At 71.7% G+C, this 14160-nt stretch carries 10 protein-coding genes; 2 read left to right on the top strand and 8 right to left on the bottom strand.

Annotation, left to right across the window (positions count from 1 at the left end):
• Positions 1-120: 120 nt before the first annotated feature.
• Positions 121-1797, top strand: coding sequence for a penicillin-binding transpeptidase domain-containing protein (locus ABH940_RS04095; RefSeq protein WP_370061539.1), 1677 nt, complete (start codon positions 121-123; stop codon positions 1795-1797).
• Positions 1798-1845: 48 nt separating this feature from the next.
• Here ABH940_RS04095 and ABH940_RS04090 read toward each other — a convergent pair whose 3' ends face one another.
• The 4 genes from ABH940_RS04090 to ABH940_RS04075 all read right to left on the bottom strand — a co-directional run bounded on the left by ABH940_RS04090 (position 1846) and on the right by ABH940_RS04075 (position 7417).
• Positions 1846-3390 carry a N,N-dimethylformamidase beta subunit family domain-containing protein gene (locus ABH940_RS04090; protein ID WP_370104311.1) on the bottom strand — a complete coding sequence of 515 codons (1545 nt, stop codon included), beginning with the start codon at positions 3388-3390 and terminating at the stop codon, positions 1846-1848.
• Positions 3391-3575: 185 nt separating this feature from the next.
• On the bottom strand, positions 3576-4745 hold the full coding sequence (locus tag ABH940_RS04085; protein WP_370104309.1) for a glycosyltransferase 87 family protein: 1170 nt from the start codon (positions 4743-4745) through the stop codon (positions 3576-3578).
• Between the two features lie 355 nt (positions 4746-5100).
• A complete protein-coding gene (locus tag ABH940_RS04080; protein WP_370061546.1) occupies positions 5101-5874 on the bottom strand; it encodes a response regulator in 774 nt (257 codons plus the stop codon).
• The gene (locus tag ABH940_RS04075; protein WP_370104307.1) at positions 5867-7417 is read right to left on the bottom strand and encodes a sensor histidine kinase; all 1551 of its coding nucleotides are present in this window, start codon (positions 7415-7417) and stop codon (positions 5867-5869) included. Before ABH940_RS04075 ends, ABH940_RS04080 begins: the two co-directional genes overlap by 8 nt.
• Positions 7418-7759: 342 nt before the next feature.
• Here ABH940_RS04075 and ABH940_RS04070 point away from each other — a divergent pair, with 342 nt between their 5' ends.
• Positions 7760-9106, top strand: a complete 1347-nt coding sequence (locus ABH940_RS04070; RefSeq protein WP_370104306.1) for a glycoside hydrolase family 18 protein — start codon at positions 7760-7762, stop codon at positions 9104-9106.
• Positions 9107-9309: 203 nt separating this feature from the next.
• Here the strand turns inward: ABH940_RS04070 and rbsK are convergent, their stop codons facing one another.
• The 4 genes from rbsK to ABH940_RS04050 form a co-directional block, all read right to left on the bottom strand.
• Positions 9310-10215 carry a ribokinase gene (gene rbsK / locus ABH940_RS04065; RefSeq protein ID WP_370061553.1) on the bottom strand — a complete coding sequence of 302 codons (906 nt, stop codon included), beginning with the start codon at positions 10213-10215 and terminating at the stop codon, positions 9310-9312.
• Between the two features lie 119 nt (positions 10216-10334).
• Positions 10335-11870 (bottom strand): peptidoglycan D,D-transpeptidase FtsI family protein, encoded by a 1536-nt coding sequence (locus ABH940_RS04060; RefSeq protein WP_370104304.1) that lies wholly within the window; start codon positions 11868-11870, stop codon positions 10335-10337.
• Positions 11867-13408 (bottom strand): FtsW/RodA/SpoVE family cell cycle protein, encoded by a 1542-nt coding sequence (locus ABH940_RS04055; protein ID WP_370061557.1) that lies wholly within the window; start codon positions 13406-13408, stop codon positions 11867-11869. Before ABH940_RS04055 ends, ABH940_RS04060 begins: the two co-directional genes overlap by 4 nt.
• Positions 13409-13567: 159 nt before the next feature.
• Entirely contained in the window at positions 13568-14071 is a 504-nt protein-coding gene (locus ABH940_RS04050) for a DUF1269 domain-containing protein (protein WP_370104302.1), read from the bottom strand.
• Positions 14072-14160: the final 89 nt, after the last annotated feature.

The following is a 14160-nucleotide window of genomic DNA, read 5'->3' as shown; positions in this document are numbered from 1 at the left end:
CGAACAGGTCACAGAGTCCGCACAAGTTCACCGATTCCCCTGCTCCGACCGGCACGCACACATACGATCCGATTGATTGGGTCATATGTGTGCCCTCGTCGCGGGGGGATTCGGCAGACAATGAACAAAGCGGCGAAAATAGCTGTCGCCACCACGGTGGCGGCCGTCCTGGCCGGCGGCGCCTACGCCGCGGTCAACGTCGTGCACGCCGTGGTGGGGAGCGGCAGTGACAGCGGCGCCGGGAGCGCGGCGGCGACCTTCGATCCGACCGCACTGGCCACCAACCCGCCCAGCAGCGCGGACGCGCAGAAGCTCGCCACCGCCTTCCTCCAGTCCTGGCAGAGCGGCCCCGGCCACTACGGCGGCGCGGCCAGCGACACCGACTCCCCCACCACCGCGCAGGCCGCGCTGCAGAGCTACCACGACGGGCTCGCGCTGACCGGCGTCACCTTCACCGGCATCACCCCCGCCGGCCCCGACCCGCAGCTGACGGGCGCGACCAAGGTGAACTTCTCCGTCGCGGCCCAGGTCAAGGGCGGCACCTGGAGCTACCCGGGCACGCTGGACGTGGTGCAGAGCACCAACGGCACGTCGGCCGTGCACTGGGCGTCCTCCGTGCTCTACCCGAAGCTGACGGATGGTCAGAACGTCCAGGCCGGAGCGGTCACCGCCGACCCGGGGGCGACGACCGTCACCGACCGGAACGGCACGCAGCTGACCGCAGCCCAAGACCCCTCACTGAGCGACATCCTGGCCACCATCGCCAAGAACGGCCAGGCGAGCGGGGGTTCCGGCGGCGCGGGCGTCGAGGTCATCGACAGCTCCAACAGCCCGGTCGCCCCCGCGACCGTCTTCACGGCCCCCAAGGCCGCGACCATCCAGACCACCCTGGACGCGCACCTCCAGCAGGTCGCCGAGAACGCCGTGCGGCAGTCGGTGCTCCAGGGGATGGCGACCGGCGTGGTGGTGATCGATCCGCAGAACGGCCACATCCTCGCGATCGCCAACACCGCCTCCGATGTGAACCTCGCGATCAACGGCTCACAGCCGCCGGGGTCGACCATGAAGATCGTCACGTCCACCGCGCTCTTCGACAACACCGGCCTGACTCCGTCCAGCGTGCTGCCCTGCCCGAAGACCCTGGAGGCCTCGTCCGAGAGCTTCAACAACGAGTCCGACGTCCCGGACTCGGCGACCTCGACGATGACCCAGGCCTTCGCGGAGTCGTGCAACACCGCTTTCATCAAGGCAGCCGCCGACAACCTGACCCAGAACGGCCAGCCCGCCTCGGCGCTGCACGACACGGCGACGCAGGTGTTCGGCTTCGGCGACTGGTCCATCGGCGGCGGCGTGGCGACCCAGGACCCGAGCGTCCCGGCCGACCCCTCCGGCGGCGACCGTGCCGCCCAGTACATCGGCCAGGGCCAGGTCGTCGTCAGCCCGCTGGTGATGGCCTCGGTCGCGGCGACCGTGCAGAGCGGCAGCTTCCACCAACCGATCCTGATCCCGGGTCAGGCGCAGACCCCGGCCTCCACTGCGCTGTCGTCACGCGACGACGGCTATCTCCAGCACATGATGAGCGCCGTGGCCCAGTACGGCACCGCCGCACCGCGCCTCGGCGACCTGTCCGGCGTCGGCGCCAAGACCGGCACGGCGGAGGTCGCCAACGGCACGGACGGCTGGATGGTCGCCTACAACAGCAACATCGCTGTCTGCGCCCTGGTCCAGGGCGGCAGTTCCGGCGTCGACTCGGCCGGGTACGTGGTCCGGCCGCTGCTGCTCGCCGACGGGTCGTGAGCCACCGACCGAGCCGGGGAGCGAGCCCCCGGCGCTCATGATGCGACGTCAGGCGCCCGAGCCGTAGACGTCCTGCAGGTTGTCCTGCGGGGCCGGGCGGTGGTTGGCCGCCGGGCCGAGGGCGAAGGCGGTGAGCAGGTTCTCCGTCGTCCTGGTGACGAAGCGGGCCGTGCGTGCGTCCATGCCGTGGTCGTCGTAGTCGTCGTGGCCGCCCGCCATCAGGCCCTCGACCCAGCGCATCGTGCCGGAGGCGAAGACGCCCGCGCCGCTGCGGGCGGTGTAGTACGCCGTGTCCGAGTGGCTGTGGTTGCCGTTGCAGACCAGCGGGGAGTGGGCCAGGATCTCGATCGGCCGCGGCGTCGGCGCGCTCGGGGTGACCCGGTCGTACTCGACACCGATCAGGTGCGCGAAAGAGTCGCCCGCCTTCACCCCCGTGCCCGCGAAAAGCCAGTGGTCAGCCTGGTGCACCACGTAGGGGGCGTCGGTCGGGTAGCCCTCGTAGAAGACGCCGGTCATCGACGACTCCGGGTCGGGGGCCGGGCCGGAGCGGAAGTCGGTGGTGGTCAGCACCCGGTCGGTCCAGTAGACCGGGTCGTCGCGGTAGTCCGTCTTGTAGCAGACGACCGTCCGCCCGGCGTCCTCGATCCGGATCCGCCGGAAGCAGGTGTTCGCGCCGAGGAAGGCGACGTTGGTGCCCGTGTCCCGCGCCTTGGTGACGTAGCCGCGCTGCTCCGGGGTCCAGTACTCGTCGTGGCCGAGGGAGAGCACGGCGGTCGCGCCGCTGAGGATCGACGGGTCCGTGTGCACGTCGATGCCCGTCGTGTAGGCGAGCGGGAGGCCGAGCCGCTCCGCGAGGACGACCAGGGCGCGCTCGTAGACCAGGAACTTGACCGCGCCGTTGTCGTCGTAGGGCCGGTCGAAGGAGACCTTGAGCGCCCGCGCGTCGTAGCTGCCGTCCGCGCCCTGGTAGAGGCTGGTGCCGCCCCAGGTGTTGTACGCCTGCCAGGTCGCGGTGCCGTGCATCACCAGCACCTTGCCCTCGGCGGAGGCCGACCGGACCACCAGCGGGATCCAGCGCTGTGCCCGGTTCGCGTGGTTCTCGGCGTCCAGGCGCAGCAGGTACGCGCCCTCCGGCCAGCCGGTGGTGTCGACCGTGAGGCTCGGCTTCCACTGGGACTGGACGGTGCGGGTCGCGTCCACGATCTGCGGCGGCGGCTGCCGGTGCCCGGCGATCCGCCCGGACTTCCAGACCAGCCGGGCCTGGTCACCGCCGTACCAGCCGACGCGGTAGGCCGAGACGGTGAAGCCGGGCGCCGTGGTGGAGACCCGCAGCGTCAGCTTCTGGCCGGGGCGGAGGGACGCCTGGTCGGCGTAGCCCTCGACAGCCTCCGCCGCGCCCTGGTGGGTCATCCGCCAGTCGGACGCGCCGGGCTTGGCGTTCTCCCGGGCGGTCGCGTTCGCTGCGGAGGCAGGCGAAGCGTGCACCGATTCGGCGGACGTCGCCGCGTGCGTGGCCGGGCCCGAGTCGCACGCGGCGAGTCCCAGCCCGGCGCCGGCGGCGGCTGCCGCCCCCAGCACCGTTCGTCGTCGCACTCCCCGTCGACCTTCGTCCTGCACCGCCGGTTCCCCTTCCCGCAAGCATTCCTACGAACATTCCATGTGTTCCCTGAATGTTCGACTCCCCGCGACGACGATACGCCGCGGTAAGAACGCCAGCGTCCGGGAATCGGCCGCATGGAACAGCGCCGCAGGTGGGAGAGGTGGCCGCAGTTGCCGCGTCAGGACTCGCCGACGCCCGCCAGGACCTCCGCGGCGTCGAGCTCCTCCGGCTCGTCCTCCGCCGCCTCCGCGCCCTCGTGGAGCGCCAGTCTCGGCCACAGGAACAGCAGCGCGGGCAGCTGGAGATAGCCGAACCGCCCGGCCGGGGCCAGCAGGAACGCGGTGGCGACGCCGAGGGCCAGCCGGTCGCACGCGGCCCGCGCGTTCCGCGGCGGGCGGACCACCAGCCAGACGCAGATGGCCAGGCCGCCCAGCCCGAGCAGGGCGAGCGAGCCCATGCGCCCGGCCGGGCCGAGCTCTGCCAGCAGATGGCCGGGCAGCGGGCTGTCCGCCGGGGTGCGCACCGAGGAGAGGCCGAGCGGGAAGCGGATCACCTGCTCCAGCATCGTCCCTGGGAAGGCGACGGCGAACGGCACCACCAGCACGCCGCCCACGATCGCCGTCCACAGCGCACTGCGCCGTACCGCGCGCCAACCGCCGACCTGGTAAAGCAGCAGCAACCCGACGGGCACCGCAGGCCAGGCGGTCCACTTGATCGCGCAGACCAGACCCAGCACGACGCCCGCCCGGGCCGCGTACCCGCGCCCGGCCAGCGCCATGGCGAAGCAGCAGCCGCCGATCATCGGAAGGTCGACGCCACTGACCGCCGCAGGCAACGCGACCAGCGGCGAGGCAAGCACCGCCCCCAGCGGCACGGCCAGCCCCGCGGTGCTGCCGCCGCGCAGCAGCTTCCAGGTGGCGACGAGGAAGCCCAGGAAGGCGAGCAGGAACCAGATCCGGACGTCCCCCAGCGCCCCTGGCAGCACCAGGTGCGGCAGGCCGAACAGCGCCATGCCGGGGAGATAGGGCGTGTAACCCCGCCAGTCCTGCGGGTGGAGTATGTAGGGCGACCCGGTGTGCAGCAGCCTGGTCGCCGACTGCTGGACCACCCAGATCTCCGACTGGCCCTCGTTGCGGGCCAGCAGCACGGCCATCGGAACGACCAGCGCGAAGGTCAGCGCCAGCGCGACGGCCACCCGGAACGCACGCGCGCGCGGCAGCAGCGCCGCCGCCAGCGCGGCCAGACCGTAGCCGATCGCGGCGGACCAGCCCCAGTAGCGCTGGGCCGGAATGTTGGAGATCAGCGGGAACCCCAGGGCCCAGCCGGCGCAGACAAGGGCGCCAAGCACCCAGAGAGCGCGACGCACCCGCCAGGGAGCCTCCGGACCGACGAAAGCCGCGGTGAACCGCTCGACTCTCAGCCGCGGCACCCTGAGCCGGGTGGCGGCTCTCCTCGCCTCCCTCACACGCTCCCTCGAACGCTCCCCCGAACGGGCATGAGTCGTCGTCACGATCCCAAGCCTAGGAAGGGACGTACCGCGCTGTCGTCACACTGCAGGGTTGTTCACCCATCCACCCCCAGGTAGGGGTCCGCATGGTCCCGTAAGCCCACCACGATCGGGTTCACTCCCCGGTCCACTCCCCGGCTCGCTCGCCGGTCCACTCCCCGGTTCACTCCGCGGTCCGGTCCACGCCCCGCGCCGTTCACTCGGGCTGGTCGTTGCCGCCCGCGACGCCGTGCTCGTAGGCGAAGACCACGGCCTGGGTGCGGTCGCGCAGCTCCAGCTTGGCCAGGATCCGGCCCACATGGGTCTTGATGGTCTGTTCGGAGAGGACCAGCTCGTCCGCGATCTCCGAGTTGGACAGCCCACGGGCCACCTGACGCAGGACGTCCAGCTCGCGCGCGGTGAGCGCGGAGACCGCCTCCGGGCGGAGGTTCCCGGCGCGGCGACGGCGTGCCACGTCGGCGATCAGACGCCGGGTCACCGACGGGGCGAGCAGCGCCTGTCCGGCCGCGATCACCCGGACGGCGTTGATCAGATCCCGCGCAGGGGCGTCCTTCAGCAGGAATCCGCTGGCCCCGCGCGCCAGTGCCTCGTACACGTATTCGTCGAGGTCGAAGGTGGTCAGGATGAGGACGCGCGGTCCGTCCTCCCCGGCCGCGTCGATGATGGCGCCGGTGGCCGTCAGGCCGTCCATGCCCGGCATCCGGATGTCCATCACCACGACGTCGGGCCGGAGTTCACGCGCCAGGCGGATGGCCCGGACGCCGTCGCCCGCCTCGCCGACCAGCTCGATGTCGGACGCGGTGCACAGCAGCGCGCCGAGCCCGTCCCTGACCATCTCCTGGTCGTCCACGAGCAGCACCCGGATCGGGTCGCCCGAGCGGTCCCGCAGCTCCTGGGCCCGCTCCGCGCCTGGCACTGCGCCCGGCTCTGTGCCCGGCTCTGCTCCCGGCTCCGGAACCGCCTCAGCCATCGCCCCCGCCCCGGTCATCGATCACCTCGCCCGTCAGGCCGCCCGTGCGGCGGTTCGTCTCCGATTCTCCATGGTGATGCCGCCTCCAGAGCCTCTGGCCGTCCACCGACACGTCGGAGAGTTCACGCGCATCGTCGTCCTGCCCGGCTTCGGCCTCCGGCAGCTCGGCGGGCGCGAGCGCCTCGTCCGGGGTCGCGTCGAGGAGCCGTTCCAGCCGTTCTTCGAGGCGGCCGTCGAGACCGGCGACCTCCAGGCCGCCGTCCACCGGCCCGTCCGTGGGAAGTTCGGCGCTCACCTCGAAGCCACCGTCGGCGCGCGGCCCCGCGCGCAGCGTGCCGCCCAGCAGCGCGGCGCGTTCGCGCATGCCGGTCAGTCCGTGCCCGCCGTTACCGCCGGGCGGGGCCGCGTCGGCGCGGGCGACGGTGCGGCCGTCGTCGGCGACGTCGACCCGGACGCCGGACCGGGTGCGGTGCACCTCGATCGCAACGCGGGCCCCGGGCGCATGGCGGCCCGCATTGCTCAGCGCCTCCTGGACGATCCGGTACGCCGACACGTCGACCACGCCCGGCGTCCGCTCCGGGCCGCCGGTCAGGGTGAGGTCGACCTGCATGCCCGCCTGGCGGGCGGCACGGACCATGTCGGGAATGCTGTCGATCCCCGGCTGCGGCGCGCGCTCGGCGCCCTCGTCCTCCTCGCGGAGCAGTCCGATCACCCGGCGCATCTCGGTCAGCGCGGTGGTGGACGCCTCCCGGATGGCAGCCAGGGTGCGCCGGGTCTGCTCGGGCAGGCCCGGCTCCTTGTACGGCGCGGCCTCGGCCTGGATCGCGATCATCGACATGTGGTGGGCGACGACGTCGTGGAGTTCGCGGGCGATCCGGCTCCGCTCCTCCAGCACCGCCTGGCGCGCCAGCCCGGCCCGGCGCTGCTGCTCGGCCTGCTCCAGATGGCGTTCCGCCTCCAGCCGGGAGTGGATCGACTCCCCCAGCACCAGCACCAGCGTGACCGCCACCACCGCGACGCCGAAGACCACCGGCGGCATCCCGACCAGCAGCGTCGCGGGCAGCAGTACGGCGCACGCGACCAGCACGTCCACCGCGAAGGCGATCTCCCGGCCGTAGCGCTGGGCGACCACGAAGAGCAGCACCACGTAGCCGCAGCAGGAGCCGACCGGCCAGGGCCAGAACGGCGTGGGAACGTGACCCACCTCGGCGAAGGTCGCCAGCGTCATGCCGAGCGTGCAGATCCGCCAGGCGGCGAGCGGCCGGGCGACGACCAGGAGCAGCGGCAGCGTCTGCACCGCCGCCAGCGCCCACGCCAGGCTGCCGGGCACCAGCCCGGTCAGCTGCTCGTTCGCCGTCACGGCCAGGACCGCGACCACCAGGGAGCCGGCCACCGCGAGGCCGATCCGCGCGGGCAGGTTCAGCCCCGGGGCCAGGGCCACCGGCCGGTCCGGCGCTGCCCACGCGGCATCCCGGATCAGCCGGGCGCCGCGGCAACCCCGCCGCCAGACCCGCGCTGCCTGCTCCTGCAGTGCTCCGCCCATGACGCCTTCAGCGTAGATCCTGACGGGCCACGACGGCCGGACGACGGACACTCCGGCCGTGCGCGTCCTACCTCCGCTCGGGGGCGACGCGGCGGTCCACCCGAGGCGCCGGGACCCGGCCATTGACCCTTCGCCGGATTGGCCTATACCTTCCCTCTCATTGGTCTATGCCAATACCGCTGCTCCGCGCCACCCCGCGCTCCTCCCCGCACCGCCTCTGCACGTGCCCAGTGCCCGCTCGCACCACACCGCGCAACTGTGTCCGCACGCTCCAGGCGCTCCACGCGCCACGCACCACGCGAGCCGTGCGACTCCTGCGCACCACCCCGCCGAGGAGAGTTCATGCCAGCGATCCGTCGCGCCTCCGCCAGAAGAACCGCCGCCGCAAGAAGAGCCGCCGTCGCCACCGCGGCGGCCTGCGCCGTCGCACTGCTCGGCGGTGCGCCCGCCCACGCCGCCGCCCCCGCCTCCAGCGGCGGCGACCGGGGCACCGGCCAGAAGCAGTTGATCGGCTACTTCACCCAGTGGGGCATCTACTCCGGCTTCGACGAGAAGAACCTGGTCACCTCCGGCGAGATGAAGAACCTCACCGAGCTCGACTACGCGTTCAGCAACATCTCCACCGACGGCCTCTGCGCCAGCGGCGACAGCTGGGCCGACTACCAGCGCCCGTTCTCGGCCGCCGAGTCCGTCAACGGCCAGGCCGATGCTCCCGGCCAGGCGCTGATGGGCAACTTCAACCAACTGCGCGAACTCAAGGCCGCCTACCCGCATCTGAAGATCGTGATGTCGATCGGCGGCTGGTCCTGGTCCGGCAACTTCTCCGCGGCGGCCGCGACCGCCGCGTCGCGGCAGAAGCTCGTCGCCTCCTGCGTCGACCAGTATCTCAAGGGCGACATCCCCGGCCTGCCCGCAGGGGCCGCGGCCGGCATCTTCGACGGCTTCGCCATCGACTGGGAGTACCCGGACGAGCCCGGCAACGGCAACCCCTACGGGCCGCAGGACACCGCCGACTTCACTTCGCTCATGCAGGAGTTCCGCACCCAGCTCGACGCCGCCGGAGCGCAGAGCGGCGAGCGCTACCTGCTCACGGCCAACACCTCGGCCAGCCCGACCGTCGCCGCCAAGGTGCAACTCCGGCAGGTGGCCAAGGTCGTCGACTGGTTCAACGTCATGACCTTCGACTACCACGGCAGTTGGGAGCCGACCGGCCCGACCGACCTGGCCTCGGCACTCACGCAGGACCCGCGCGACCCCAACCCGGCGAACAACCAGTTCAGCGTCAACCAGGCCGTGCAGTACTACGAATCCCAGGGCGTCGAGCCGAGCAAGATCGGCATCGCCATCCCGTACTACGCCCACGAGTGGACCGGCGTGGCCCCGGGCCCGCGCGGGGACGGCCTGTTCCAGACGGCCACCGCCGGTGGCGGGACACCGAACTACAACCAGGTCGTCACCGCCCCCGGCAAGACGTACTGGGACCCGCTGGCCCAGGAGCCGTACAAGTACGACGCGGCCTCCGGCACCTTCTACACCTACGACAACCCGCTCTCCGTCTTCATCAAGGGCCGTTACATCCAGGAACACGGCCTGCGCGGCACGTTCGTCTGGTCCATGGACGGCGACACCAGCGACGGCAGCCTGACCGCCGCCCTCGGCGCCGGCCTCGGCATCGGTTCCAGAAACTGACCCCGCGCGGCGCGGACCGACGCCCGGCCGCCCGGACGGCCCGGCCGCTCAGTCCGCGCCGCGCAGGCGCGAGTGCTTGATGCTGTACCCGAACTAGATCAACGCAGCCCCCGTGAGCCACGCCGCGAAGAACCCGAAGGTCAACGGGTGCAGCCCCGTGATCACATGGATACACGCCGCCACTGACAGCAGCGGCACGACCCTCAGGCTTCGCCGAGCTCCCTGGCCAGCTCCTCGCGCGTCGGCAGCGACGGCTGCGCGCCCGCGAAGGTCGTGCTCAGCGCGGCGGCGACGTTGGCCCGCCGGACCGCTTCGTGCAGCTCGCGTCCCTCGACCAGGCCGGCGGCCAGCGCCCCGCAGAACGCGTCGCCCGCCGCTGTGGTGTCCAGCGGCCGGACCGGGTGCGGCGGCACCAGCAGCACCGCACCGTCCTCGCAGAGCAGCGCGCCTTCCGCACCGAGGGTGACCACGACCGCCGCCGGGCCGCGCAGTTGCCGCGCCGCGTCGGCGACGGCGTGCAGGTCGGCGAGCGGATGGCCGACGAGTGCGGCCAGCTCGGCGCGGTTGGGAACCAGCAGGTCGACCATGTGCAGCAGGTCGACGCTGAGCTCCCGCGCGGGAGCGGGGTTGAGCAGCACCAGGCCGCCCGCGAGCCGCGCCGCGGCGGCCACTGTCTCCGGCGGGATCTCGTGCTGCAGCAGAGTGACCGTGGCGTCCCGGAGCAGGGATCCCTCGGCGGCGCAGTGCTCCGGGGCGAGCGCGTTGTTGGCGCCGGGGCTGACGATGATGGAGTTCTCGCCGGTCAGCTCGTCGACCGCGATCAGCGCGCGTCCGGTCGACAGCCCGTCGACGGGCTCGACCCGGGTGACGTCCACGCCCTCGCGCTCCAACGCACCCCGCATCCGCGCGCCCGCGTCGTCCGCGCCCACCCGGCCCAGCATGGCCACGGCCGAGCCGAGGCGCGCCGCGGCGACGGCCTGGTTGGCACCCTTGCCGCCCGGATGCTCGGCCAGGTCCCCGCCCAGCACGGTCTCCCCCGGCAGCGGATGCCGCGCCACCGGGACGACCAGGTCGAGGTTGAGGCTTCCGACGACTGCGATCTTCGGCATAGCGCCCACCTTAGAACGCGCGGTGCGCGGTGGGGACGATCAGCCATGCGGACGATCAGCGGTGCGGACGATCAGCGGTGCGGACGATCAGCGGGGCGGACGATCAGCGGTGCGGACGATCAGCCGCCCAGGACCGCCTGCATCACGGCCTTGGCGATCGGGGCCGCCAGGCCGCCGCCGCTGATGTCCGCTCGGTTGGCGTTGCCGTCCTCGATCACCACGGCCACCGCGACCGGCGAGGCCGAGGACGGGGTCGGCTTGGCATAGGAGATGAACCAAGCGTAGGGCGTACCGGAGTTGCCGACGCCGTTCTGCGCCGTCCCGGTCTTGCCGCCGACGACGACGCCCGGGATCTGTGCGTTGGTCCCGGTGCCCGAGGCGACCACGTCCACCATGGCCTGCTGGATCTCGGACGCCACCTGCGGCGAGACCGGCTGGCTGAACTTCTGGTCGCCGAAGGTCTGGACGGTCGTGCCGTTGCCGCGGGTGATCCGGTCCAGCAGCCGGGGCTGCATCAGCGTCCCGTTGTTCGCGACGGCCGCCGCGACCTCCGCCATCTGCAACGGCGTGGCGGCCGTGTCGTACTGGCCGATCGAGGAGAGCGCGAGGAAGGCCTGGCTGGTCAGGCCGGTGTCGAAGTTGCTCTTCACCACACCGACGGGAATCGTCTGGTCGTTCTGGTTGAACCCGAAGGCCTCCGCCGTCTTCACCATGTCCGCCTCGCCGACATCGGCGCCGACCTTGGCGAAGACGGTGTTGCAGGAGACCTCCAACGCGTAGTCGAGGGTGGCGTTGCCACATGGCAGGCCGGGGTTCTCGTTGGTGATCGCGTGGTTCGTGTCGTTCGGGGTCCACGGATCGGGCGAGTTCGTCGGCACGTTGATGCCGCTGTAGAGACCGTTCTGCAGCGCCGCCGCGAGCGTGACCACCTTGAAGGTCGAACCGGGCGGATAGGTCTGCCGCAGCGCGCGGTTCAGCATCGGCGCGGTGCTGTCCGCGTTGAGCGTGGTCCAGTCGTTGACCGTGGACTGGCCCGCGCCGGTCAGGCCGTTGGGGTCGTAGGAGGGTGTGCTGGCCAGCGCCAGGATCCGCCCGGTCGCCGGGTCGACGGCGGCGACGGCGCCGCGCTTGTTGCCCAGCCCCTGGAAGGCGGCCTGCTGCGCCTGGGGGTTGATGGTGGTGAAGACGTTCCCGCCCGGCACCTTGGTCCGGGAGATCTGGTCCCACAGCGCGTTGGTGGACAACCGGCTGTCCTGACCGGTGAGCACGTCGTCCTCGACCCCCTCCAGCAGCGTGTTGCCGTACGTCTGCGAGGAGAAGCCGGTCACGGGCGCGTAGAGCGGGCCGTTGGCGTAGGTGCGCTGGTAGTCGTAGAGCCCGCCGGTCGCCGTGGACCCGGTGACGCGTCTGCCGGCGACGTAGATGTCGCCGCGCGGCTGGCCGTAACGGGCGATGATGCTGCGCTGGTTGGCGGTGTTGTCGTTCAGCGACTTGGCCTGGAAGACCTGAAGCCGGGTCATGTTGACCAGCAGGGCCAGGATCAGCACCAGGCAGAACAGGCCCGCCCGACGACCGGTCCGGCTCAGCGACAGCCGGACCGCTCCCCGCGGTGGTGACGGCTGCCCTTCGGGGGCGGGTGTGGGGTTACTGCTCATACCTGCGGCACCCCCTGTGTCTCCTCGCCGTCCGGGCCCTCGTCGTCCGGCTCATCCGGTTCCGTCCCGTCCGATTCCGACTCGTCCGGTTCCGACGCGTCCCGCCCAGGTCTGCGGGCCCACCTGGGCCACCTGGACTGCCGGCTCTCCAGGGCCTCCTGGATCTCCTCGATCTCGTCGAGCTCCAGCGGGGCGACCGGCGCCTCCGGGCGGCGGGCGGCGTCGCTCAGCCGGATCAGCAGGGCGATCAGGATCCAGTTGGTGACCAGCGACGAACCGCCCTGCGCCAGAAACGGCATGGTCATCCCGGTCAGCGGGATCAGGTCCGTCACCCCGCCCGCGACCACGAAGACCTGCAGCGCCAGCAGCGTCGCCAGGCCGATCGCGAGCAGCCGCCCGAACGGGTCCCACAACAGCCGCCCGGTCCGGTAGCCGCGGACGACCAGGATCGCGTAGAGCAGCAGCAGCGCGGCCAGGCCGACCAGGCCGAGCTCCTCGCCGAAGGTCGCCAGGATCCAGTCGGACTTCATCGCGAAGCCGATCAGGTAGGAATGGCCGAGGCCCAGCCCCGTGCCGAGCAGGCCACCGGCCGCGAAGGCGAACATCGACTGTGCCAACTGGCTGGGCCCCTGGCCCTGTTGGATGGTCCGCATCGGGTTGAGCCAGTCGACGAAGCGGACGTGCACATGTGGCTCCCAGAGCGCCACCGGCACGACCGCGAGCCCGACCAGCACCAGGCCGACCGCGATCCAGCCGATCCGGCCGGTCGCCACATAGAGCATGACCACGAAGAGGCCGAAGAAGAGCAGCAGCGTGCCCAGGTCCTGCTCCAGGAAGAGGATCGCCGCGCTGGCCAGCCAGATCAGCACGATCGGGCCGAGGTTGCGGCCCCGCGGCAGTTCCAGCTTCCACACCTTGCGGCCCGTCAGCGCCAGCGCGTCCCGGGCGACGGCCAGGTAGGCGGCGAAGAAGATCGCCAGCGCGATCTTGGCGATCTCCCCCGGCTGGAACGAGAGCGGACCGATCTTGATCCAGATCTTCGCCCCGTAGACCGCGGGCAGGAAGATCGGAACGATCATCAGCAACAGCGTGGCGAAGGCCAGCACGTAGGCGTAGCGCTGCAGCACGCGGTAGTCACGCAGCAGCAGGACGACACCGATGAAGCAGAGCACCCCGATGGCCGACCAGACCAGTTGGGTGGGCGCGGAGGCGCTGCCGGGCGTGGCCCGGTCCAGCCGGTAGATGACCACCAGGCCAAGGCCGTTGAGCAGGACCGCGATCGGCAGCAGCAGCGGGTCGGCGTAGCGGGCCCGGAACCGGACGACCAGATGGGCCGCCAGCGCGAGCACGCCGAGGCCCACCGCGTACTTCACCGTGTCCGACGGGACCATGCCGTCGATGTCGTAGCCGACGTCGGCGTACCCGTACGCGGAGATCGCCACGGCGACCAGCACCAGGGCCAGTTCGACCCAGCGGCGGGAACGGGGCTGTTGGGCGGCGTCGGGTGCGGGGGTCGTCCGGGCGGCGGTCGCTGCCATCGAGGAATTCTCGGTCGCTTCGATTCGGTCAGTCGATAGGTCGGTACATCGGTGGGTCCGTCAGTCGACAGGTCGGCACAGGAAGCGGCCACAGCTGGACAGACGGCTGCCTGAAGCGGGCCGGGCGGACGTGCGTGTCGGCGCGAGGAGTCCGAGCGGTCAGGCGTCGGCCGTGGACCGGGCGGCGGCCACGGCCTCCTTGAGGTGCTCCTCGTCGGCCGGGCTGAGGGAGGTCTGGATCAGCCGGCCGCCGAAGGGAGCGAGCTCCGGCAGGACCTTCTCCGTGACGGCGTCGCTGACCAGGGTGAAGACGGCCGCTGAGCCCGGGGTCAGGTGCTGACCGACCTGGCGCATGAAGTCGTCGTCGACGCCGAAGTCCCGGGCCGAGCCGACCGCCGCGCCGGTCGCGCCGCCGATGGCCGCGCCGAGGAACGGCATGAAGAAGAGGAGACCGATCAGGCCGCCCCACAGGGCACCGCCCGCGGCGCCCGCGCCCGTGGTGCTGACGGCCTGGTGGAGCTTGACCTTGCCGTCGGGGCGACGCTCGACGACGACGGCGTTCTCCACCTTGATCAGCTTCTGCTTCTGCAGCTCGATCAGCTTGTTGCGCACGTGCTCGGCGGTGGCCACATCGGGGTACGCGACGGCGATGAGGTTGCTCATTAGAGGACCATCCCTACTGCAGCCCTCTTCGGTAGGGTTGTGACCTCTCGGTCCCGGCGGGTGCATGGCTCCGGTCGCGAGCTTCTCGA

Origin of the sequence: Streptacidiphilus sp. BW17 (genome assembly GCF_041262485.1) — a bacterium.
In the GTDB taxonomy this organism is placed as follows: Bacteria; Actinomycetota; Actinomycetes; order Streptomycetales; family Streptomycetaceae; genus Streptacidiphilus.
The sequence above is the reverse complement of the archived record's forward strand: the minus strand, read 5'-3'. Positions and strand labels throughout refer to the sequence as shown.